This window comes from Massilia sp. FBCC-B171, from assembly GCF_059134155.1.
The window spans coordinates 4783528-4805483 of the sequence record NZ_CP101443.1; the positions used below are offsets into that span (position 1 = coordinate 4783528).

The following is a 21956-nucleotide window of genomic DNA, read 5'->3' on the forward strand; positions in this document are numbered from 1 at the left end:
CAATGGCAACCAGGGCAGCAAGCGCGGCGCCAGGCGGGTATGCTGTGGGCGACCCTGTTTCCACCCTGCCGCCGATGCCACGTTTCAGCCTCATACCCCTCCTCGCCCTTGCCGTCTTCTCCCTTGCCGGCGGCGCGCAGGCGCAAAACGACAGCGGCCTGGTTGCGCTGGTGAATGCCTATCGTGCGGCGCCGGGCGAATGCCGGGGCCTTCGTGCCATGCCGGCGCCGCGCTTGACGACGCAAGCGGCGCTGGGACGCGTGCGCATCGGCGCCGGGACCTTTCCCGAATTTGCACTGGAACGCGTCGGCTACCATGCGGCCCAGGTCGAGATCATCAACACGCGCGGCGCGCTTGACGCGGCCGGCGTGATGGACCTGATCCGCCTGCCCTACTGCCGCGTGCTGCTCGACAGCGCCTACCGCGACATCGGCGCCAGCCGCCAGGGCGACGAATGGACGATCGTGCTGGCGCGCCCGCTGCCGGCGCTCACCCTGCCCGCGCCCGACCTGGTCGGACGCGAGATCCTGGACGCCGTGAATGCCGCGCGCGCCGTTGCCCGCAGCTGCGGCGAGCGTGCTTTCGGCGCGGCCCCGCCGCTGGCCTGGAACGACGCCCTCGGCGCGGCGGCGCTGGCGCACAGCCGCGACATGGCGGCGCAGCGGCGTTTCGCCCACCAGGGGTCGGACGGCAGCGACGCGGCGGCGCGCGCCACGCGTGCCGGTTATGGCTGGCGCCTGGTCGGCGAGAACATCGCGTCCGGGCAGACGTCGGCGCAGGAAGCCGTCGCCGGCTGGATCGACAGCCCGGGCCACTGCGCCAACCTGATGAATCCCGCCTTTACCGAGATGGGCGCGGGCTACGGCATCAGCCGCGCGCGCATGCCGGGTTTTGTCTACTGGACGCAAGTCTTCGGCGCACGGCGCTAAGTACTCAGCCTGAAATAAATGTGAATTTTGGCAACAGAATCGGATGCGGTGCAAGGCGGCGAGTGCGCCGCAGTGCGAGCACTGCAAGCGCGAGCCAACGCCGCACCGCGCCGGTTCTGGCAGCCAAAAACACATTTATTTCTGGGTGAGTACTTAGCGCTTATTTGCCCGCCTGGCGCGCGGCCCAGTCGCCAATCAGCGCGAGCACCTGCGGCGACACCGTTTCCTCGATCGCCGCCACCTCCGACGCCAGGCCGGCCAGGAGAAGCAGGCAAACCAGGCCTGCCAGGATGCGCTGTCGGCTCGTGTTCATGCGGGGTGGGTAGGAATGAAAACGCCAAGCCTGGCATCCGCCCGGCAGACAAAAAGGCGCGGATTGTTTGAGGCAGGCCCGCCGCCGATCGAGTAGGGGACGGGGTCACCCCCGTCGCCCTCTCACACCACCGTACGTGCGGTTCCGCATACGGCGGTTCATTTAACAAGCTGGAAGCGCTGCTGGGTCTCCAGCAGCGAAACCAACCCGAGCACGTCGAACGAACTCTTCGGATACGCAGCGTTCATATGGCTCGCTCCGGCGTTCCACCATGGGCCACGACCATTGCTTGCCGATTTCCACGCCCGCGCCGCATCCAGTCCGCGGGTTTGCAGCCGCTTGTTACGTGTCGACGGGTACTTCCATTGACGCCACAACAGGCAGCGAAGTTTGCGGCGAATCCATCCATCCAAATCCTGTAGCGCACCCTTCACCTCGGTCAGCCGGAAGTACGATGTCCAGCCACGCAGCACAGGGTTCAGTTCGTTGATCGTGGCGACGAGGTTGCGCGAGGCGTTCCCAACGACGATGTCCCGAACCTTGTCTTTCAGTCGCTTCAAACTGCTGTCGGCGATTTTCAGACGAGCCTGCTTATGCCAAGTGAAGCTGTGACCGAGGAACTTCCTGGCCCAGGGTCGCGCTACGGCGCTTTTCTCCCGATTCACTCGAAGCTTGAGTTTCCGCTCCAGATAATCGGTGATCGCAGCCATCGCGTGTTGCCCTGCTATTTCGCTCCTGACGTAGATATTGCAGTCATCGGCGTAACGGCAGAACAGGTGGCCCCGACGTTCCAGTTCGCGATCCAAGTCAGTCAGCAGGATGTTCGACAGCAGCGGCGACAGCGGCCCGCCTTGCGGCGTGCCCTCCGTCCTCGCGCTGACGATCCCGTCAGACATCATGCCCGCTTCGAGGTAACGCCGGATCAGTTTTAAAACCCGTTCATCCTTGACCTTGCGCGCTATCCGCGACATCAGAATGTCGTGGTTAACACGATCGAAGAACTTCTCCAGATCGAGGTCAACCACCCAGCGGCGGCCTTCCCAAATAAAGCCTTGCGCTCGTTGCACCGCTTGCCATGCATTGCGGCCCGGTCGGAACCCGTAGCTATGCTCGGAGAATTCAGGTTCGAATTCTGGTTGCAGAATTTGCAGCAGCGCTTGCTGGATCAAACGGTCCAGTACCGTCGGGATGCCCAGTGTTCTTACCCCGCCATTCGGCTTCGGTATTTCCACTTTGCGAATCGCCATTGGCATGTAATCGCCCGCTAGCAATGCTGCCCTGACGCTTGGCCAGTGCTGTTGCAGCCATGCCTTGAATTCGGCCACGGTGAGTCCGTCGACTCCTGCCGCACCCTTGTTCCGCATGACTCGCTCATACGCTCGCCACAGGTTGTTACGTTCAACCACGGCATCCATCTGCCGCAGTCCTTCCGCTTTCGTTTGCCCATCCGCCGCCGTGCCAACCTCGGCACCAGGCACAGCCATTGACGACATCCGGCCGCCTCTTTCCGTATCTGGCGCAGTTGCCTGCCTTGTTGCGTCGTCGATTTGCATCGAGGTCGAATGTCCTAATCGCGTTGTTCAATGTTCAGGCCTTCGGTCGGGTTCTCTTCGGCTCACCGCCTTGGCCCAACCTACTATGCCGTCTGCTGACTTCTGCATGCACATCCCAACACCTCTCGATGTCGGTAGCACTAGGCATGCATGCAGATCTCCCCGGGTATTGCGCACTCACCTTCACGCTTATGCCTGTCGGATCTACGTCGCAGCGTTCCGTGCAAGTATTGGGCTTTGATGATTTTGGACATCTCACCCCGCCGCGCCGCCTCATCCGCTTCCTGTTCGTCAGGCCAGCGCTTTGCTTCCGGCTTCCTCCAGATTCGCAGTCGCCCACGACACCCTTGCCTTCCGCTAACTCTTCCCCTTGCCGGGTGAGTAGAGGACTTTCACCTCCAAGTAAGTGCGCCCTGCCGGGCGCACCAAAAAAAAACGCCACCCGAAGGTGGCGCCTTGTTCTCTGCGACGCTGGGTCAGCGCAGATTGATGGCGAACAGGCCGCCGCCCGCCGTCACGATATACAGCACGCCGCGGTCCGACAGCGCCAGCTCGCCGCCGACGGGCGTGCTCCACACCACCTGGCGCGTTGCGAGGTCGACCGCCAGCGTCTTGGCCGGCCCGCTGACGAAGGCCAGGTTGGCGGTGACGATCAGGCGCTTGCTGTCCGATGAGGCCGAACTGGTGAACAGCTTCTCCGTCTTCCATTGGAGCACGCCGGTGGCGGCTGCACGCGCTTCGAGCACCATGCCGTACTCGCCCAGCGAATACACGGTGCCATTGGCCAGCACATGCTGGCCAACGGTGCTGCTGTCGGCGGTCCAGGTGCGCGCGTGCGACTGCAGGTCGATTCCCAGCAGTTTGGAGCCGATCTTTGCCACCGCCAGGTTAGCGTCCACCACCAGCGACTTCGGCTCGCCGGTCGTCCCCACGATGGCGGGATCGGTCACGCTGAAAGCGACGCTGCCGTCAGCGGTATCGAGCGCCACCATCTGGCCCTGCAGGAAGGCGTAGGCGCGGCCGTTGTCCACCACAGGCGTCCAGCCGGCGCCAACCAACGGCATGCTCTCGTTCTTCCATTCGATCAGGCCGGTCGCCGCATTGAACTTCTCCATGCCGCCAGAGTGGCCCAGGTAGACCGTGTCGCCGACAACCGAGGGCGCCCGGTGCAGTTCAGGGGGCTGCCTGAGGCGCGTCCTGCCGGCCAGCTGGCCGGTGGCGGCGTCGAAAGTCCACAGGTATCCGCCTTCCGGGGCCAGCACGCGCGCGTACACACGGCCATTGCCTGCTGCCAGCGCATTGATGCCGGTCTCGGCGCCGATCTCGACCTGCCACAGCTGCGCGCCGCTCGCTTCGCTGGTGGCCGACAGTTCCCACTTGCCGGCGCTGCTGCGGATGACGAACACGCGGCCATTCTCGATGACCGGCGCACTGACCGTCGTGCCGGCCGTCGCAGGCTTGTTCCAGCGCCGGTTGAAGGCTGCCGGATCGAAGCTGGCGGGCAGCCAGGCATTTTGCGCGGCGTTGCCGTTGGTGGTGCTCCAGGCCGACAGCGAAGGGATGGTGGCCAGGGTGCTGAGGTTGGTCGACGCTTTCACGGCAAGCTTGACCGGCACGCGCCAGGGCGAGCCGCTCACGGGAGAACGGCAAGTGCGCGGATCGTCGAGGCAGACGCGCACTTCGAGCGAGGCCGCATGCTCGCCCACGGCCAGCGTGGACGCGGTGGCCAGGTCGGCGCTGAAATGGCCGACGGGCAGTTCACGCATCGTCACCGGCGCGGCCAATACGCCGCTGCTGTCGAAGACACCGACCTGTACCGCCTGCGGGAAGGCCGAGGTGGCGCTCGCGACCAGAGAGAACGCCGCCGGCTCGCCCTGGTAGGTGACCAGGCCGAATGCCGCGGGCGAGAACTTCAGGCGTTCCTGCGCCTGCGTGGCCGTCGCCACGGTGAAGGTGACCGGAACCTGCCATGGCGAGCCCGCCAGCGGCGTGCGGCACACGAGCGGATCGTCCTCGCACAGGCGCACCTGCAGGTCGGTCGCATAGGTGCCTGCCACCGCGGCATTGGTGCGCAGTTCGACCGCGTACTCGAGGTCGGAGATTTTAGTCACGGTGATGTTGGGCGCCACGACGCCCTTGCTGTCGATGACCGCCACGTTGAAGGGCTTGTCGAAGGTTCGGCTGGACTTGGCCTTGACCTGGAAGCGGACACTTTCGCCCTCATAGGATTTGACTGCCACCGGGTTCGGGGTCAGCGTCAGCCAGCTCCCGCTGGCCGGGGCCGAGACGACGCCGCCGGTTGCCGGCGCAGTACCCGTACCGCCCCCACCGCCCCCACCGCCGCCGCCGCCGCAGCCCGTCACGAGTGCCGCGCCCAGCAGGGTGGCCATTGCCGATGTTACGAAACGCATGTCTCCGCCTGTTATTTGTTATTGAAAAAAGATAACAAAATTATATAGGCGAAATAAACTTTCCGATAACAAATATTCCACTGGGTGCAATGGCGCAACAGTGCCGCACCGCCCCAGCTTGCCCGCAAGACGGCGCGTGCACGGGGCCGGCGAGGGGTGCGTCGGGGTAGCGAACCCCGGTGCTATACTGAATTTACGCGACGATCGAATGCAGATGAATCGCGTTACGCTGATCGGGCCGCTGGCCGTTTTCATCGACGGTCATGCCCGTCCGTGCCCCGCCCACCGTCACGGCGGCCGGTTGGCCGATGTGCTGCGCAGTGCCCATGCCGGGTGTGCGCGCAAGTTGGCCAGCCCTGACAGGACTCATCTGTATGCGATCGCCAGTCTCTTGCGTTTGCCCTCGCGCCAGGCCTACATTGCCTGGCGGCGCGGGCGAACATCATTCACGCTTCATTATTGACAGGGGGTAGCATGCCAACAACCTGGATTATCACGGCCAATGCAGGCCGGGCAAGGTTCTTCTCGGAGGACGGTCCAGCAGAGCCACTGCAAGAATTGGAAGACATGGTCAACAACGGCGCGCGCCTGCGCGACCAGGACATCAACACCGACCGGATCGGCGCGCTGGCGGCGGGCAAGAGTGGCCACGCCATCGGCGGTGCGCAAGGCGGCGGGGCACAGCACAATGCCAACGCCGGTGCGCCCAACAGCGGATACGAGCCGAACCAGACGCCGGCCGAGCACGAGACCGAGCTGTTTGCGAAGGACCTCTCGCAATACCTGCTCAAGGCGCAGCAGGAAGGCCGCTATCAGAGCCTGGTCATCTCGGCGTCGCCGCAGTTTCTCGGCACCCTGCGCAACAACCTCGACTCGCACGTCAAGGCGGTGATCAAGCAGGAGTTCAACAAGGACTACACCCAGGTTCCCGTCCACCAGCTGCGCGAACAGCTGCAGGCGGCCCAGGCCAAGTCCGCAGAATAAGGCCGCACCGGGCCAGGCCCGTCAGGCCAATCCGCAAGGGTTGGCTTTTTTTCGCCTGCGCGCGCGGCCCGGCCGGATGATTCGTGCGGCCGCGTTCGCCGTTGCGCCCTACCATGGCGGTATCGATGAAAGAGGAACTACCATGAACAAGCGCCTGACCCCGACCCTGATCAAGGGCACCCTGCTGGCATCCGTCGTGCTGATCGGCATGAAGGCCTGGGCCGCCAGCAATGAGGCGAACCCGCGCAGCGACCTGGCCACCATCGCCTCGCTCGACTTGCCGCGCTACCTGGGCGAGTGGTACGAGATCGCCAAGTTCCCGAACCGTTTCCAGCGCAAGTGCGCCGGTTTTACCAAGGCCACCTATACCGCCCTGCCCGACGGCCGGGTGCAGGTGGAGAACCGCTGCCGCCTGGCCGACGGCGGCGTCGACGTCGCCATCGGCGTGGCGCGCCAGGTGGGCCCCGCCAATTCGCCGCGCCTGAAGGTGCGCTTCGCGCCGGCGCTGCTCTCCTTCCTGCCGATGGTGTGGGGCGACTACTGGATCATCGACCTGGACCGCGATTACGGCCTGGCCGCCGTCAGCGAACCGGGCCGCGAGTACCTGTGGATCCTGTCGCGCACGCCGACCGTGAGCAAACCGGCTTACGATGCCCTGGTAGCGCGCCTGTCGGGACAGGGTTTCGATGTGCGCAAGCTGGTGCGTACGCCGCAGGAATAATCACCCCCGGTGATAGTCACCGAACAGGTATTTACGTGATCAATAACCGGACTCCTCCATGATCGTGCGCGACCGACCCAATGGGCTGCGCCTGTTCCTCATCATGCGCGGCTCGGTCCTGCCGAGCATCTGGAAAAGCATCACGATCACGACCCTGCTCGCCGTTGCCGTCACCTGGACCCACGGCCAGCTGTGGGACCACAAGATCAAGCTGACGATCATCCCGTTTACGCTGATGGGTTTGCCGCTGGCGATCTTCCTCGGTTTTCGCAACAATTCCGCCTACGACCGCTACTGGGAAGGCCGCAAGCTGTGGGGCGAGCTGGTTCTGCGCAGCCGCAATTTCGCACGCCAATGCCTGAGCCTGGTCGACGAGGGCGCGGCCGCAGGCGACGCCGGTATGCTGCGCGATCGCATGATCCGGCGCGCCATCGCCTATGCCCACGCGCTGCGCCACCACCTGCGCTGCAGCGATCCGGCGGCCGACGTCGCGCCCCACCTGGCGAGCGCCGAATGGACGGCCTTGCGCAGCCGCCCCAACCTGATCCACGCGCTGATGCTGGAAATGGGCGCCGACCTGCTGCGCTGCCGCCGCGCCGGCATGCTCGACAGCGTGCGCGCCGCCGCCCTCGACGCCACGCTGTCGGCCATGGTGGCCACTGCCGCATCCTGCGAGCGCATCAAGAACACGCCGGTGCCGTTTTCATACACGCTGTTGCTGCACCGCACCGCCTACCTGTACTGCTTCCTGCTGCCCTTCGGCCTGGTCGATTCGATCGGCTACCTGACGCCGCTGGTGGTGGCAATCGTTGCCTATACCTTTTATGGCCTCGACGCGCTCGGCGACGAGATCGAGGAGCCATTCGGCGTGTTGCCCAACGACCTGCCGCTCGACGCCCTCTGCCGCGCCATCGAAATCGACCTGCGCGATGCGCTCGGGGACGCCGACCTGCCGCCCCCGCTACTGCCGGTCCAGTACTGGCTGCGCTGAACTCTTCGTTGCCTTGAGGCTACATATCGCGCCGAATTTGCCTTCCGGCAACGATTAAAGGCCTGGCTGGGCGTGATCGAGACGAATGCCACCAGCACCCTGGCAGTGGCCAAGCTGAGCGATCCGGCCGCCGAGAAATTCTTCCTCGATGCGATGACCGTTTCCTCGAAGCGCGCCGACGACTTGCAGGCTGCGATCAAGGACAGCGTCGCCGGCGATCCAGACGCCGCCGCGCTGTTTGGCAATGTGCTGACTAGCCGCGAAGCCTATCGCGAGGCGCGCAAGACGGCGTTCAAGCAAAAGGCCGACGGCCAGGCCGAGGCCGCCGCCGCCTTCTTCACCACCGACATGGTGCCGAAGGTCAATGCCTACGTCGCCAGCCTGCAAACCCTGCTCGACTACCAGCTGCGCACGGTCGCCGCCGACACGGCGCACATCGCCGACGGTTTTGCCGCCGGCCGCCGCCTGCTGCTCGGGCTGGCCGCGCTGGCGCTGCTGGCGGGCACCGGCTTTGCCTACTTCATCGGCCGCGCCATCGCGGTGCCGCTGCGCACGGCGGTGTCGGTGGCGCAGACCGTCGCCAAAGGCGACCTGAGCAGCCGCATCACGCCGCAGGGCAGCAGCGAGACCGGCGTGCTGATGGGCCCACTGAAGGACATGAACGACAACCTGGTCGGCATCGTCAGCCAGGTACGCAGCGGCACCGCGACGATCGCCGATGCGGCCGACCAGATCACGGCGGGCAACCTGGAACTGTCCTCGCGCACCGAGCAGCAGGCCAGCGCCCTCGAAGAAACCGCCTCGTCGATGGAAGAACTGACCGCGACCGTGCGCCAGAACGCCGAACATGCACGCGAAGCGAACCTCCTGGCGCAATCGGCCTCCAGCGTGGCCGGGCGCGGCGGCGATACCGTGGGCCGCGTGGTCGAGACCATGGATGCGATCACGGAAGCGTCGAAAAAGATCACCGACATCATCGGCGTGATCGACAGCATCGCCTTCCAGACGAATATCCTGGCCCTGAATGCGGCGGTCGAAGCGGCGCGCGCGGGCGAACAGGGACGCGGCTTTGCCGTTGTCGCATCCGAAGTGCGCGTGCTGGCCCAGCGTTCGGCCGGCGCCGCCAAGGAAATCAAGGCCCTGATCGGCGACTCGGCCGGCAAGGTCGAGCAAGGCAGCCGCCTGGTCGCCGACGCCGGCGCCACGATGAGCGAGATCGTCGACAGCATCGGGCGCGTCACCGCCATCATGTCGGGCATCGCCCTGGCCAGCCAGGAACAGTCGGCCGGCATCGAACAGGTGAACGTGGCCATCGCCCAGATGGACCAGGTCACCCAGCAAAACGCGGCCCTGGTCGAAGAAGCGGCGGCGTCCTCGGAAGCCCTGCGCGAACAGTCGCGCGCGCTGTCGGCGCTGGTGTCGACCTTCCGTTTTGAGGACGGCGCCGCGCCTGCCGCCGCGCCAAGGCGTGCCGCACGCGGCGCCCCGGTGCTATCCCTGCGCCACGCTTGACCGACGCAAACCGCTGCTCCCCCACGGCGCCCCAGGGCGCCGTTTTTACGCCGGCCAGGCATTGGGGCGATATACTTGCCCTTTCTCTTTTGCGCCTTCCCCATGAGCTCCCTGCCGCCCTGCCCCACCTGCCACTCCGCCTACACCTACGAGGACGGCCCCAACCTGGTCTGCCCGGAATGCGGCCACGAATGGTCGGCCCAGGCCGGCGCCACCGAGACGGCGCGCGTCTACCGCGACGCCTCCGGCACCATCTTGCAGGACGGCGACACGGTCACCGTCATCAAGGACCTGAAACCGAAGGGATCGGGCGGCGTCATCAAGCAGGGAACCAAGGTCAAGAACATCCGCCTGGTCGACAGCGACCACGACATTGATTGCAAGATCGAGGGTTTCGGGGCCATGAGCCTGAAAACGGAATTCGTGCGCAAGGTGTAAGCCTCAGACACGGTGACATAAAAAAACACCAGCCCGCGGGCTGGTGTTTTTGTTTGCACGCACGAGGCGTGCTGCGGATACGGGATCAGCGGCCGCTGGTGCCCGTCGTGGTGGTGCCGGTGCCGGTGGTGCCCGTCGTGCCGGTGGTTCCGGTCGTCCCCGAGGTGCCGCTCGTACCCATCGAGCCGCTGGTGCCCGAGCTGCCGCTCGTTCCCGTCGGATCGGTGGTGGTGCCCGTGCTGCCGCTGGTGCCGGTACCGGTCCCCGTGCCCATCGAACCGCTGGTGCCGCTCGTGCCGCTGGTGCCGGTACCCATCGAACCGCTGGTGCCGCTTGCGCCGCTGCCCATCGAACCGGTGGCTCCGGTCGTGCCGGTCGTGCCGCTATCCATCGAGCCGCTGGTGCCTGAGGTGCCGCTGGTGGTGCCGCTGGCGCCGCTCGAACCGCTGCTGCTGTGCGACTTGCTCTTTTGTTTCTTCTGCTTCTTGCTCGAACTCGTGGTCCCGCTGGTCGAGCTGCCCGAGGTCTGGTCGCTCGCCTGGGTGCCGCTTTGCGAGCTGGTCTGGTCGGTGGTGCTCGTGGTGCTCGTGGTTTGCGCGCTGACGTTGAACGAAGTCGCCATTGCAGCGGTGATGGAAGCGGCCAGCAGGCCCTTCAAGAGTTTATGCATTTTCATGTTCATCTCCTAATGTTTGGGGGCTTTGGGACGCCTTGGCAAGACGGATCTTGTTCGGGCGTTCCAGTAAAGCTCAACAATATCAATGACATAATTGAGGTGGCCGAGTGTAGAGATGTCGCTCCGGGAGCAGCGCACGCTAGCCTGTCGGAAAGATATCCGACACCGTCAAGAGGCCGGAATTTCCAGTCCCGCCGCCCGTGCCGACAGGGTGCCGAGCGCGTCGTAGAGCTCGAGAATGCTGGCCTGGTCGTCCGGATAGACGCGGTTCGACAGCAGGACATAAAACGTGCGCGACCCGGGATCGATCCACAGGACGCAGCCCGTGAATCCCGTGTGCCCGTAGCTGCCGACCGGGAATACACGGCCGCGCGGACGCTGGGCGAAAGGCGAGTCGATGTCCATGCCGAGCCCGCGCAGGGCGCCGATACCCGGCGGGCTCTGCACGGTGGTGAGCAAGCGCACGCTGGCCGCGGACAGCACCCGCACGCCGTCGAGCTCGCCTTCGCCAAGCAGCATGCGCGCGAAGCGGGCGACGTCGCCGACGGTGCTGAAGACCCCGCTCGAGCCGGCCACGCCGCCGATGCGGCGAGCAGTCGGGTCGTGCACCTCGCCTTGCAGCAAGGCCCCGGCCTGGATGTCGCCGTGCGCGCCCGGTGCTTCGCTGCCCCGGCTCGCCCGGTGCGTCGGTGCAATGCCGTCTGCCGCCATGCGGCGCAGCGGCAGGTAGCCGGTCTGGTCCATGCGCAGCGGCGCGAACAGGCGCTGCTGCGCAAACGCGTCCAGCCCCATGCCGGACACGCGCCGCACCAGCTGGCCAAGCAGGATGTAATTGATGTCCGAATAGCGGAAATAAGTGCCCGGCGCGTCGGTCACCGTTTGCGCGCAGGCCCTGGCGTGGGCCGCCTCGATGCCCTGCCAGGCAGGTTTGCCCGGCAGGCCGGCGGCCAGGCCCGAGGTATGGGTCAGCAGGTGGCGGATGGTGATGGCCTCCTTGCCGCCGCCGGAGCATTCGGGAAAATAATCGACCAGCTTGCCTTCCAGGTCGAGTTTTCCCTCTTCCGCCAGCAGCAGGATCGCCGGCGCCGTCGCCAATACCTTCGACAGCGAGGCAGCGTCGAACACGGTGCCGGTGGTGACCGGCGCCGCGCCGGCCTCGTAGGTGAAGCTGCCGTAGGCGCGCTGGTAGATGGCGCCGCCGCGTTCCAGGTGAAACACTGCGCCCGGCAATTGGCGCTTGGCGAGCGCCGAGTGCATGGCCGCGTCGATGCGGCTGAACTGGGCGCTGTCGAGCCGGGCGGACGGGTCCGCTGCTTCCGGCAGCGGTGCGCAGGCGCCCGCCAGCGCGGCCAGGCAGACCGTGCCGGCGCCCCGCAGCGCGCCGTTTTTCGGCCGCGCCCAGCGAGAAAATATCCTTCGGCGTATCATGAAACGCATGATTCCATTCTCCATACTCGACCTCTCGCCCATCGCCGAAGGCAGCGATGCACGTGCTTCTTTCCACAACTCCCTCGATCTCGCCCAGCATGGCGAGCGCTGGGGTTTCAACCGTTTCTGGCTGGCCGAACACCACGGCATGCCGGGCATCGCCAGCGCCGCCACCTCGGTGCTGATGGGCTATGTTGCAGCCGGTACCTCGACCATCCGGGTCGGCGCCGGCGGCATCATGCTGCCGAACCACGCGCCGCTCGTCATTGCCGAACAGTTCGGCACGCTCGAGTCGCTGTTCCCGGGACGCATCGACCTGGGCCTGGGCCGCGCGCCCGGTTCCGACCACATCGCCGCGCGCGCATTGCGCCGTAACCTGGCGTCGGACGCCGACGAATTCCCGCAGGACGTGCTTGAACTGCAGGATTATTTTGCCGATTCGCCGCGACGCCAGGTGCGCGCCATTCCCGGCGCCGGCCTGAACGTGCCGCTGTGGATCCTGGGCTCGAGCCTGTTCGGCGCCCAGCTTGCCGCCCACCTCGGCCTGCCGTATGCGTTCGCCTCGCACTTCGCGCCGCAAATGATGATGCAGGCGATCGAACTGTACCGCGCCAATTTCAAGCCGTCGGCGCAATTGGACAAGCCGCACGTGATGTTGGGGTTTAATGTGTTCGCCGCCGACACCGACGACGAAGCGCATTTCCAGGCGACGTCGATGCAGCAAGCCTTCGTGAACCTGCGCAGCGGCCGTCCGACGCGCCTGCAGCCGCCATTACGCGGCTACCTCGAGGCGCTCAGCCCGAGCGAACGCATGATGCTCGATTCGGTACTGTCGTGTTCGGCGATCGGCTCACCGGAGACGGTGGCGGCGCAATTGAAGGCCTTCGTGGCGCATACGAAGGCGGACGAGCTGATGATCACCTCGCAGATTTTCGATCACGCGGCGAGGTTGCGGTCTTACGAGATTACGGCGCAGGTGCGGGACGCGGCGTAAGGCATTCGAAGGCGATGCGCCGCGTGGCGCGCGTTACGCCTCGCCCGTCCCCGCCTGCAGCGCATCGATCAACTCGGCTGTCGTCCTCACCTTGCCCATCACCCGGAAGGTGTTCTTGCACGCAAATTCGTGCGCCTCGGCCGTGATCCCGCTCATCGCATCTTCGGCAAACACCAGCGCATAGCCGCGGTCATGGGCCGCGCGCGCCGTCGATTCGACGCCGAAATTCGTGACGATGCCGCCAAGAATGAGCGTCTTGATGTGGCGCCGCCGCAGCAGCTGGTCGAGCTCGGTGCCATAGAAGGCGCCCCACTGGCGCTTGGTGATCACGACATCGGTCGCTTCCACCCCGGCATCGAGCGCCAGATGGGAAGCGTCGGGTGGCGGCGCCGGCGCGCCCGGTGCGCGCAGCGGCGCGTCGGACGGCGGCATCTGCAGCTCGTTCATCAGCACGCGCACGAAAATCACCATGCCGCCGCGCTGGCGCATCTCCTGCGCCAGCAAGACGCAGTTGCCGAGCACGGCCTGGCTCGAATACGGCGCCAAGTCGCGCGCCATGTTGCCGTTTTGCAGGTCAATCAGCACCAGGGCCGTGCCCGCCAGATCGATCGAAAAGTCGTCCATTGTTGCCTCCTTGTGCGACCGAGTATCGGCGAATCGCCGCTGCCGCGGCGCACGGCCGCGGCAGGCAGGCGAGGACCGTCAGGACTTGTCCGGCACGATGCGCAGGATGCGCGCATCGTCCTCGTCGGTGAGCACATACAGGTGGCCGTCCGGCCCCTGGCGCACGTCGCGCACGCGCTTGCCGATGTCGAGCTTTTCCTGGCGCACGGCCTTGCCGTCCTTGTCGAGTTCGACGCGACGCAGGTCCATCCCGGCCAGGCTGCCGCTGAACAGGCTGCCGCGCCACTGCGGGAAGGCCGTACCCGTGTAGAGCGCCAGGCCCGAGGGCGCCGGCGAGGGCGACCAGACCACCAGCGGATCGACCATGCCCGGCACGCTGCCCTTGCCGACCGGTTCGCGCGTGCTGTAGTCGAGGCCGAAGGTCTGGAGCGGCCAGCCATAGTTCTTGCCGCCTTCGACGCGGTTGATTTCGTCGCCGCCGCGCGGTCCATGCTCGCTGGCGAACACGCGTCCCGCCGCATCGACCACCAGGCCTTGCACGTTGCGGTGGCCGTAGGACCAGATTTCGGGCAGCGCACCCGGGCGCGCGGCCAGCGGATTGCCGGGCGCCGGCTTGCCCTCGCTGGTGACCCGCAGGATCGAACCGTTGTGGCTGCCCAGGTTCTGGGCCTGGTCGCGCGCCAGCATGTTGCCCACGCGCTGGGGCGGATTGCCGCCATCGCCAATGCTCATCAACAGCGTGCCGTCCGCCAGCCAGGCCAGGCGCGAGCCGAAGTGCTGGCCGCCGCTTTTCGAAGGCGAGGCGCGCAGCAAGGTCTTGATGCCGCCGAGCTTCTTGCCGTCAAAATTGCCCTGCACCAGGATGGTCCGGTTCTCGCTGCTGCTGCCGTTGGCCAGCGTCATGTAGACGCGGACATTCGGTCCCTTGTCCGCCGGGTGGATGGCGATGTCGAGCAGCCCGCCCTGCCCGCTTGCGAAGACGGGCGGCAAGCCTTCCATCGGCACTGCCTGCACCTTGCCGCCCGTGACCAGGTGCAGCGTGCCCTCCTTGCCGGTGACGAGCATGCGCCCGTCGGGCAGCCAGGCCATGGCCCAGGCTTGCGGCAGGGCGTCGGTCACGGTGTCGGCGCGCCAGCCTTTGACCGAAGGCGGCTCGCCCGTGGGCTGGACCTGGGCAATTGCCGGCACGACCGCGCCGGCCAGCAACGCCAGAGTTGACATTGTGCGTTTGATACGCACCTGTTGACTGAATTGCATGCAAACCTCCTGTAAAAGCTGTTAATTAACCTTCATCGTGGCGCAAAAGTCGCGCGCAAACTGCAAAGATAGCGAAATCGGGGTATACTCGTTGTTTCTGACCTTGCGTAAGGATGATCAATGAACCAGCGACGCTCTTTCCTCAAAAGCTCTGTTGTGCTCGCATCCGCAATCGGCATGCCGGTCCTGGCCAAAGCTGCCCAGGCCGCTCCCGCCGAACGCACCCTGCGCCTGTACAACACCCACACTGGTGAAAGCCTGCGTAGTGTTTTTTGGGCCGAAGGCCAGTTCATTCCCGATGCACTGAAAGATATCAACAAGCTGCTGCGCGACCACCGCAACGACAAGATTGCGGAAATGGATCCGAAGCTGATCGTCCTGCTCAACGACGTCAGTGACAAATTCGGCGCCGGACAAACGCTGCACATCATTTCCGGCTACCGTTCGCCGGAATCGAATGCCAAGCTCGCTGCCGCTTCCGGCGGCGTGGCCAAGCACAGCATGCACATGGACGGCAAGGCGATCGACATCCGCATGCCCGGCAAAAACCTGGCCCAGCTGCACAAGGCGGCCATGGCGATGAAGGGCGGCGGCGTCGGCTATTACCCGGACTCGCAGTTCGTGCACATGGACACCGGCCGCGTCCGTTACTGGTAATGCGCGTCCTCCTGAGCTGCCTCCTCCTCGCCATCGCCGCATTGCCGGCGGCGGGTGAGGTTGCAGCGCAGGAACCTGTTACTCGGGTCAATGTCTCCACGACACGCGACCCCGTCGACAAATCCTACCGCAAGATGATCAAAGGCATGGAACGCTTCGAACGCGAGCATGCCTTGGCTCCCAACGCCCCCCTGCGCTTCCAGTTGCTTCCCCGCACACCTGACCTCGCCATGACCGGCATCACGCTGCGCGTGGCCGGCGACACGGTCTCGGTGCCGGTACCGATCGGACCGGACAACAGCTTCGTCCTTCCCCGCAACGAGCAGGCCCTGCGCGAAGACGCGGCCGTGCTGGCCAACCGCAAGACCACCAGCATGACCTGGCGCGCGATGATCCGCACCCCGGGCCTGCCGCTCGATACGCGCCGCCTCGGCGACCTGCGCCTCGAATGCCGGGTCGGCACCGAAGCCGGGCTGGTGTCGAACAATTCCCAGATGTTCGCCTGGCTCTCGAATGCGCTGCTGAGCGCCGAGCAGGTCTGCAATAGTCCCGAAGGCAACTACCTGTTCTTTGCCGACCGGGCGCTGTTCGGGGTGCGCCTGCGCTCCGGCGAGCGGGTCGAGGACCTGCCCTTCAAGATGCTGTATGCCGGCGGCGAACAAACGCCCGACATGCTGCGCTTTTGCGACTGCCAGGTGCTGCTCGACCGCACGTATTACGCGCCGCTCTGGGACAAGGCCTGGCCCGACGATACGCTGGTCGAGTTTTCCTACATGACGGACGCGCCCCCGGCGGCGCAGGCAAACCCATGAAGCTCCCCGCCCTGCTTCTTGCCAGCCTGGTGCTGGCCGGCTGCGCCACCGGCCAGGCCACGCAAGGCACCCAGGTCGCCGCCGAGCGCTTGGCAAGCACGATCGTGCCGGGGCGCACCACCAGGGCCGAACTGCTGGCCACCTTCGGCAAGACCAAAAGCGTGGTGTTCGACAGCGGCTACGAGGCCTGGCTCTACCAGGCACCCGCGGGCGGCGGGCGCTTTTCCGAATTCGTCGTGCTGATCGATCCTGCCGGCGTCGTCGCCAGAACACGCCAGCGCGCTCCGACTACTCCCTGAGATAGTAAAACGCGCTCGCGTGCGCGGCCTGCTCAGCATCGCTGGCAGAATCTACCTCACAGACGTTCCGTTTCCTGTGGGGGCCCATCATGCTGGTCGATCGCGTACGGATGCTCATCGTTTCCCTGCTGCTGCTCCTGCTGGCCGCCTGCAGCGGCGGCGGCGGCGATCCGGGTACGCTGTCGCCCCCGCCCCCGCCTGCGGCCACCACCGGTTCGCTGCAGGTGGCCGTCAGTGCCCTGCCGGCCGGCGTGAATGCCAGCGTGCGCGTTACCGGTCCAAACAATTTTTCGCAAGATCTCACAGGCTCGCAAACGCTGGCCAGCCTGGCGCCCGGCAGTTACAGCGTGGCCGCCTCCAACGTCAATGCCAGTGGCATCCTGTACACGCCCACCCCCGCCATCCAGAGCGCGGTGGTGACGGCGGGCGCCAGCGTCACGGCCAGCATTGCGTACGCCAGCGGCGACTTCGCGCTGGCGCTGGCCGATATCGGCCCCACCTTTAACAGCCCGACCTTCGTGGCCGCGCCGCCTGCCGACGAGCGCCTGTTCGTGCTCGAGCGGCGCGGCGTGGTCCGCGTCGTGCTCAATGGCGTGACGCTGGCGCAACCCTGGCTCGACATCAGCGCGGACGTGTTTACCGGCGGCGAAGGCGGCCTGTTGTCGATGGCCTTCGATCCGGGTTTTTCCGGCAACGGTTTGTTCTACCTGTATTACACCGACCTGAACCAGAACATCGTCGTCGCGCGCTACGCCAGCTCGCCCACGCCGAACGTGGGCGACCCGTCGTCCGGCTTGATCATCCTGCGCATCCCCCATCCGCAGTTCACCAACCACTTCGGCGGCCTGGTCGCCTTCGGCCCGGACGGCATGCTGTATGCCGGGACCGGCGACGGCGGAGGCAGCGGCGACCCGTCCGTCAATGCCCGGAACCCCAATGTCCTGCTCGGCAAACTGCTGCGCGTCGACGTGCGCGCGGCCACCAACCAGCAGCCGTATACGATTCCGCCGACCAATCCATTTGCCAGCCAGGCAGCCGGCGCCGAAGTCTGGGCGCTCGGCCTGCGCAACCCGTGGCGCTTTGCCTTCGATGGCGAGCAGCTGTATATCGCCGACGTCGGCGAGGCGACGCGCGAGGAAGTCAATCTTGTCCCGGCCAGCCAGGGCGGCCTGAACTACGGCTGGGACGTCATGGAGGGCACGGCCTGCTTTGGGGCCAGCTCCTGCAACCGTACCGGCCTGACGCTGCCGGTCTTCGAATACGAGCATGGCGCGAACGACGTGAACGGCTGCTCGATTACCGGCGGCTATGTCTATCGCGGCACGGCGCTGCCGGAACTGACGGGACGCTACCTGTATTCGGATTACTGCCTCGGCTTCATCAGGAGTTTCTTCGCCAGCACTGCAGGCATCAGCGAGCAGCGCGACTGGAACCTGACCGCCGGGCAGGTCGTCTCCTTCGGGCGCGACGGCGCAGGCGAGCTGTATGTCGTCAGTGCCGGCGGCCGCATTTTCCGGCTGGTGCGGGCTGGCGAAGCCGGGACTGCGGCAGCTGCCAAGGCACTGTAAAATCAGGGAATGGCACGCTTACACCTCCACTTTCCTGAAGACCAGTATTACTATTCCACGCCGCTGACGGTGCGCGTGACCGACATCAATGGTGCGAACCACCTCGGCAACGACTCGATGATCTCGATGATTTCCGAGGCGCGCGCCCGTTTCCTGTTCGAGTTCGGCGTCCCCGAAACCGAGCGCGACGGCACCGGCATCATCGTCACCGACCTGGCCACCACCTACCGCGCCGAAGCGCACGCGCGCGACCAGCTGCTGTTCGAAGTCGGCGTCATGGATTTCAACAAGTACGGCGGCGACATCACCTTCCGCATCACGCGCCCGAAAGACAAGGCCCTGGTCGCCATGGCCAAGTCCGGTTTCGTGTTCTACAACTACAAGACCAGCCAGGTCGTGGCCATGTCGGACGAGTTTCGCAGCAAGTTCGAGCGGGTGAACTGGATCGACTGAGAAATAGTTGGAACTTTTCGCGTCCCTTGCCGGGATATGGGTGAGAGACGACCATGACCATCACCCCGACCACTTCCGACGACGAATTGCTGCGCCGCATGCGCGCAGGCGACGCCCAGGCCTTTGGCGCGCTGTACCGGCGCCATCAGGGTCCCGTCTACCGCTTCGCCCTGCTGCGCTGCGGCTCGGCCGATACCGCCGCCGACACGGTGCAGGAAGCGTTCATGGGACTGCTCACCGGGCGCCTTGCCTTCGATCCCCTGCGCGGTTCGCTGCCGAACTTCCTGTTCGGGGTGGCGCGCCTGATGATCCTGAAACACGAAGAAGCGCGCCGGCGCGACACGCCCCTGCCCGAAGAAGACGAGATGGATGCCGCGCCGGCGCCGGACGACGCCTGTCCGCTGTCGCGGGTGCTGGCCGGCGAGGCAGTTGAGGAGGTGCGCCGCGCGCTGGCCCGGCTGGCGCCGCATTACCGCGACGCCGTCATCCTGTATGAAATGCACGGCCTGTCCTATCTCGAGATTGCCGCCATCTGCGCGGTCGACCTCGGCACCGTGCGTTCGCGCCTGGCGCGCGGGCGCGCCGCCCTGGCCAAAGCCCTGCGCGCCCACGCGCTGGACGCCCACTAGCATGGACCCGATCATGGACCACGAACCCACTCCCGACCTCGACGCCCGCCTGGCGCAGCTGCGTACTTCGCTCGCCGGCGTCGACACGCCGCGCTGCGTCGAAAAGGAATTGATGCAAGCGTTCAGCAAACAGTTCGCCCGCGAACGGCCCTGGTACCGCCGCCTCGGGCTGCTCGAATGGAGCGCGGCCGGCGTGGGCGCTGCCGTCACCGCGGGCGTGCTGGGGCTGCTCTTGATGCCGCCCCAGCTGGCCGACGGCCTGCCCGGGGCCAGTCCCCTGGTGCGCATCGACAATGGCGCCGCCTTCATCGCCCTCGATTCCTTCGAGCGCATCGACGAAGAACCTGCCCCGCGCCTGGTCGAGACCAGCGTGCCGCGCACCATGCTGGCCGCCTTCGGCCTGCCGGTCACGCCGGAAAACGCAGGCGACGCGGTACGCGCCGAAATGCTGGTCGGTTCGAGCGGCGAGCCGCTTGCGCTGCGCCTGACTTCCATCGATTGATCACCCACCACGAGGACACCATGAACCCGAACCGCCTGCTGCTTGCCGCCCTGCTCGCCTGCCTGCTGCCGCCCGCCCTGGCCGAGGAAGCCCCGGCGCCGGCCCCTGCCCCGGCGCCGCACGCCACCCTGCTCCACGGCCACGGCGACGCACTGCGCGTCATGCACCGTGGCCATGCCCAGCCCATCAAGAATGCGCCCTACAGCGCCAGGGCCGTCTCGGAGCGGCTGCAGCAACTGCCGGATGGCAATCAGATCGAGCGGCGCACGCAGTCCGCCAGCTACCGCGACAGCGCCGGCCGCACGCGTCACGAAGTGAGCAACGACAAGGGCGAATTGCGTACCGTAACGATCAACGATCCGGTCGCCGGCATGGTCTGGATCTTGAATCCGCAGGAACGCACGGCGCAGCGCCTGCCCTCGCGCGCCGAGCTGGCCCGCATCGCCCAGGACGCGCGCGACAAGGCCCGCGTCCACGTCGAGCGCATGCGCAGGGACGGCCGCCTGCCGGCCCTGGAGCGCCAGGCGGGGGATCGTGTGGCGATCGATGTCGAACGCAGTATCGATGTCCGGCGCGAGGGCGAGCGCAATGGCGAACGAGAAATCGTGCGCGTGATCCGCGCACCGCGCGCGCCTGGCGCGGATGGCGCCCCGATCGGCCCCGTCTCGCCGCTCGGCCCCATGATTGCCGGCGCCGTCTCCGGCGCCCTGGGCGACATGAAATGGGCCAGCAAATCGGTCAGCCGCGATCTCGGCACGCGCGAGTTCGACGGCGTCAAGGCCGAAGGCAAGCTGCGCAGCTATGAGATCCCGGCCGGTGAAGTTGGCAACCGCAATCCGATCGTGGTGGCCGACGAGACTTGGTATTCGCCGGAACTGCAGGTGACGCTGTATTCGAAACACAGCGACCCGCGCAGCGGCGACTACGTCTACCGCCTCGAGGGCATCAAGCGCGGCGAACCCGACGCGGCGCTGTTCGCGGTGCCGTCGAATTACCAGGTGCGCGAGCTCGGCAGGCGTGCGCCGGGGAAAAGCGGGGAATAAAAAAATGCCGGCAACGGCCGGCATTCCCATCAGCGCCGCGCAGCCCGTTCGCGCGGCGCGATGGTCGAATAAAACCATTCGTCGATCATCTGCTTTTCGTAGCGCAGGCTGTCGCCATCGGAATAACGGCCAATGTGCTGCATGAAGGCCATGTCGCGCAACTGCGCGTCGCCGCTGCGCACGACCTGGCCGTTGCTTTCGATGGCGTAATGCAGGTCGATCCGCGGCCACTCGGCCCCATCGCGAATCACGCGCAGGTCCTGGCCACGGCGGCTTGGATACATACGGCCGGCAAGGTCGACATCCTTCACATCGATGCGCAGGTTTTGCCCCGGCGGCAACCTGGCGCCAAGCTTGGTGAAATGCTCGGTCAGCTCCTTGAGCACTTCCTTACGGTCCCATTCCGTGAACGGCAAGTCGGTAAAGCGTCCGGGCTCGATAAAATTGACGCCCACCTCAGCCGAGGCGGCGCCGGCGGCCAATGCCAACAGGCCGCTCACGGCCAGTTTTCGCATGACGTCCTTCATGGTGATCCCTCACTTTCGTTAGCTTGATTACATTGTTCAAATATACGCCGCTTCGATCGGGGCAGCATCTACGGCAAGTAAATTTTGTATCCGATTGTTAGTGGCTACTGGTCTGTTTCTTCCATGCTCTGTTAGTCATGGCACAGCCGTCGCAGCTATGCATACGCACACTTGCCTGCAAGGACGATCGACCGTGCCAGAAGGACCGTCACTCGTCATCTTGAAAGAAGAAACAACACGCTTCGTCGGCCAGCAGATCGTCGAGGCCGGCGGCAATACGGGACAGCTCGACCCCACGCGCCTTCTCGGCCAAAGCATCGTGTCGCTGCGCACCTGGGGCAAGCACTTCCTGATCGAGTTGCCGAACATGGCGATCCGCATCCACTTCCTGCTGTTTGGCACCTACGGGTGAACGAAGAACGCGAGGGAAAGCCACCGCGCCTCTACCTGTGCACCGCGGAGGGCGAGGTCCTGAACTTCTATGCCTGTTCGGTGCGCGAAATCGAAGCCGAGCTCGACAGCCAGGACGACTGGCGCGCCGACGTGATGGGCGATGCCTAGGGTCAGAAACGCTATACCTGACGAAATGTGACTCATCCACCCAACATTCTGTAATCATTGCATTGCGTCCCAAT

The 21956-nt window shown here is 65.7% G+C and carries 26 protein-coding genes; 17 read left to right on the forward strand and 9 right to left on the reverse strand.

Going from position 1 to position 21956, the window contains the following annotated elements; genetic code table 11:
* The first annotated feature begins 74 nt into the window (after positions 1-74).
* Positions 75-929 (forward strand): CAP domain-containing protein, encoded by an 855-nt coding sequence (locus NMB41_RS21740; RefSeq protein ID WP_494379855.1) that lies wholly within the window; start codon positions 75-77, stop codon positions 927-929.
* 160 nt (positions 930-1089) lie between these two features.
* Here the strand turns inward: NMB41_RS21740 and NMB41_RS21745 are convergent, their stop codons facing one another.
* From NMB41_RS21745 to NMB41_RS21760, 4 genes are all read right to left on the reverse strand, one after another.
* On the reverse strand, positions 1090-1242 hold the full coding sequence (locus NMB41_RS21745; protein ID WP_494379856.1) for a hypothetical protein: 153 nt from the start codon (positions 1240-1242) through the stop codon (positions 1090-1092).
* Between the two features lie 158 nt (positions 1243-1400).
* Positions 1401-2795: a group II intron reverse transcriptase/maturase gene (gene ltrA, locus NMB41_RS21750; RefSeq protein ID WP_494379832.1), complete on the reverse strand. Its 1395-nt coding sequence runs from the start codon at positions 2793-2795 to the stop codon at positions 1401-1403.
* A gap of 476 nt (positions 2796-3271) precedes the next feature.
* Positions 3272-5206 carry an outer membrane protein assembly factor BamB family protein gene (locus NMB41_RS21755; protein WP_494379857.1) on the reverse strand — a complete coding sequence of 645 codons (1935 nt, stop codon included), beginning with the start codon at positions 5204-5206 and terminating at the stop codon, positions 3272-3274.
* A 193-nt stretch (positions 5207-5399) separates the two neighbouring features.
* The gene (locus tag NMB41_RS21760) at positions 5400-5534 is read right to left on the reverse strand and encodes a hypothetical protein (protein WP_494379858.1); all 135 of its coding nucleotides are present in this window, start codon (positions 5532-5534) and stop codon (positions 5400-5402) included.
* Between the two features lie 146 nt (positions 5535-5680).
* Here NMB41_RS21760 and NMB41_RS21765 point away from each other — a divergent pair, with 146 nt between their 5' ends.
* From NMB41_RS21765 to NMB41_RS21785, 5 genes are all read left to right on the forward strand, one after another.
* Entirely contained in the window at positions 5681-6190 is a 510-nt protein-coding gene (locus NMB41_RS21765) for a host attachment protein (RefSeq protein ID WP_494379859.1), read from the forward strand.
* A 142-nt stretch (positions 6191-6332) separates the two neighbouring features.
* Entirely contained in the window at positions 6333-6911 is a 579-nt protein-coding gene (locus NMB41_RS21770) for a lipocalin family protein (protein ID WP_494379860.1), read from the forward strand.
* Between the two features lie 58 nt (positions 6912-6969).
* Positions 6970-7902, forward strand: coding sequence for a bestrophin family protein (locus tag NMB41_RS21775; protein WP_494379861.1), 933 nt, complete (start codon positions 6970-6972; stop codon positions 7900-7902).
* A gap of 72 nt (positions 7903-7974) precedes the next feature.
* On the forward strand, positions 7975-9414 hold the full coding sequence (locus NMB41_RS21780; protein ID WP_494379862.1) for a methyl-accepting chemotaxis protein: 1440 nt from the start codon (positions 7975-7977) through the stop codon (positions 9412-9414).
* Positions 9415-9516: 102 nt separating this feature from the next.
* Positions 9517-9852, forward strand: a complete 336-nt coding sequence (locus NMB41_RS21785) for a zinc ribbon domain-containing protein YjdM (RefSeq protein ID WP_494379863.1) — start codon at positions 9517-9519, stop codon at positions 9850-9852.
* A gap of 85 nt (positions 9853-9937) precedes the next feature.
* Here NMB41_RS21785 and NMB41_RS21790 read toward each other — a convergent pair whose 3' ends face one another.
* Both NMB41_RS21790 and NMB41_RS21795 read right to left on the reverse strand, forming a co-directional pair.
* Entirely contained in the window at positions 9938-10528 is a 591-nt protein-coding gene (locus NMB41_RS21790) for a hypothetical protein (RefSeq protein WP_494379864.1), read from the reverse strand.
* A 168-nt stretch (positions 10529-10696) separates the two neighbouring features.
* Positions 10697-11965, reverse strand: coding sequence for a serine hydrolase domain-containing protein (locus tag NMB41_RS21795; RefSeq protein WP_494379865.1), 1269 nt, complete (start codon positions 11963-11965; stop codon positions 10697-10699).
* Between NMB41_RS21795 and NMB41_RS21800 the strand changes: the two genes are divergently transcribed.
* Complete coding sequence (locus NMB41_RS21800) at positions 11964-12950, forward strand: LLM class flavin-dependent oxidoreductase (protein ID WP_494379866.1); 987 nt, start codon at positions 11964-11966, stop codon at positions 12948-12950. The genes NMB41_RS21795 and NMB41_RS21800 overlap by 2 nt on opposite strands.
* A gap of 33 nt (positions 12951-12983) precedes the next feature.
* On the opposite strand, the gene NMB41_RS21805 is transcribed toward NMB41_RS21800, so the two are convergent.
* Together NMB41_RS21805 and NMB41_RS21810 are read right to left on the reverse strand one after the other, a co-directional pair.
* Positions 12984-13574 (reverse strand): isochorismatase family protein, encoded by a 591-nt coding sequence (locus tag NMB41_RS21805; RefSeq protein ID WP_494379867.1) that lies wholly within the window; start codon positions 13572-13574, stop codon positions 12984-12986.
* A gap of 78 nt (positions 13575-13652) precedes the next feature.
* Complete coding sequence (locus NMB41_RS21810) at positions 13653-14795, reverse strand: PQQ-dependent sugar dehydrogenase (protein ID WP_494379868.1); 1143 nt, start codon at positions 14793-14795, stop codon at positions 13653-13655.
* A 156-nt stretch (positions 14796-14951) separates the two neighbouring features.
* Between NMB41_RS21810 and mepK the strand changes: the two genes are divergently transcribed.
* From mepK to NMB41_RS21850, 8 genes are all read left to right on the forward strand, one after another.
* Complete coding sequence (mepK, locus tag NMB41_RS21815; protein ID WP_494379869.1) at positions 14952-15488, forward strand: peptidoglycan L,D-endopeptidase MepK; 537 nt, start codon at positions 14952-14954, stop codon at positions 15486-15488.
* Positions 15488-16300, forward strand: a complete 813-nt coding sequence (locus tag NMB41_RS21820; RefSeq protein WP_494379870.1) for a hypothetical protein — start codon at positions 15488-15490, stop codon at positions 16298-16300. Before mepK ends, NMB41_RS21820 begins: the two co-directional genes overlap by 1 nt.
* Positions 16297-16599, forward strand: a complete 303-nt coding sequence (locus NMB41_RS21825) for a hypothetical protein (RefSeq protein ID WP_494379871.1) — start codon at positions 16297-16299, stop codon at positions 16597-16599. Before NMB41_RS21820 ends, NMB41_RS21825 begins: the two co-directional genes overlap by 4 nt.
* A gap of 89 nt (positions 16600-16688) precedes the next feature.
* Positions 16689-18167, forward strand: coding sequence for a PQQ-dependent sugar dehydrogenase (locus NMB41_RS21830; protein ID WP_494379872.1), 1479 nt, complete (start codon positions 16689-16691; stop codon positions 18165-18167).
* Between the two features lie 9 nt (positions 18168-18176).
* On the forward strand, positions 18177-18620 hold the full coding sequence (locus tag NMB41_RS21835; protein WP_494379873.1) for a thioesterase family protein: 444 nt from the start codon (positions 18177-18179) through the stop codon (positions 18618-18620).
* 53 nt (positions 18621-18673) lie between these two features.
* Entirely contained in the window at positions 18674-19249 is a 576-nt protein-coding gene (locus NMB41_RS21840; RefSeq protein ID WP_494379874.1) for an RNA polymerase sigma factor, read from the forward strand.
* A gap of 13 nt (positions 19250-19262) precedes the next feature.
* Positions 19263-19751 carry a hypothetical protein gene (locus NMB41_RS21845; protein WP_494379875.1) on the forward strand — a complete coding sequence of 163 codons (489 nt, stop codon included), beginning with the start codon at positions 19263-19265 and terminating at the stop codon, positions 19749-19751.
* A 20-nt stretch (positions 19752-19771) separates the two neighbouring features.
* Positions 19772-20794 carry a hypothetical protein gene (locus NMB41_RS21850; RefSeq protein WP_494379876.1) on the forward strand — a complete coding sequence of 341 codons (1023 nt, stop codon included), beginning with the start codon at positions 19772-19774 and terminating at the stop codon, positions 20792-20794.
* A 29-nt stretch (positions 20795-20823) separates the two neighbouring features.
* Here NMB41_RS21850 and NMB41_RS21855 read toward each other — a convergent pair whose 3' ends face one another.
* A complete protein-coding gene (locus NMB41_RS21855; protein ID WP_494379877.1) occupies positions 20824-21309 on the reverse strand; it encodes a DUF3016 domain-containing protein in 486 nt (161 codons plus the stop codon).
* A gap of 232 nt (positions 21310-21541) precedes the next feature.
* Here NMB41_RS21855 and NMB41_RS21860 point away from each other — a divergent pair, with 232 nt between their 5' ends.
* Entirely contained in the window at positions 21542-21733 is a 192-nt protein-coding gene (locus tag NMB41_RS21860) for a hypothetical protein (RefSeq protein WP_494379878.1), read from the forward strand.
* Positions 21730-21882 (forward strand): hypothetical protein, encoded by a 153-nt coding sequence (locus tag NMB41_RS21865; protein WP_494379879.1) that lies wholly within the window; start codon positions 21730-21732, stop codon positions 21880-21882. Before NMB41_RS21860 ends, NMB41_RS21865 begins: the two co-directional genes overlap by 4 nt.
* The last annotated feature ends 74 nt before the right edge of the window (positions 21883-21956 follow it).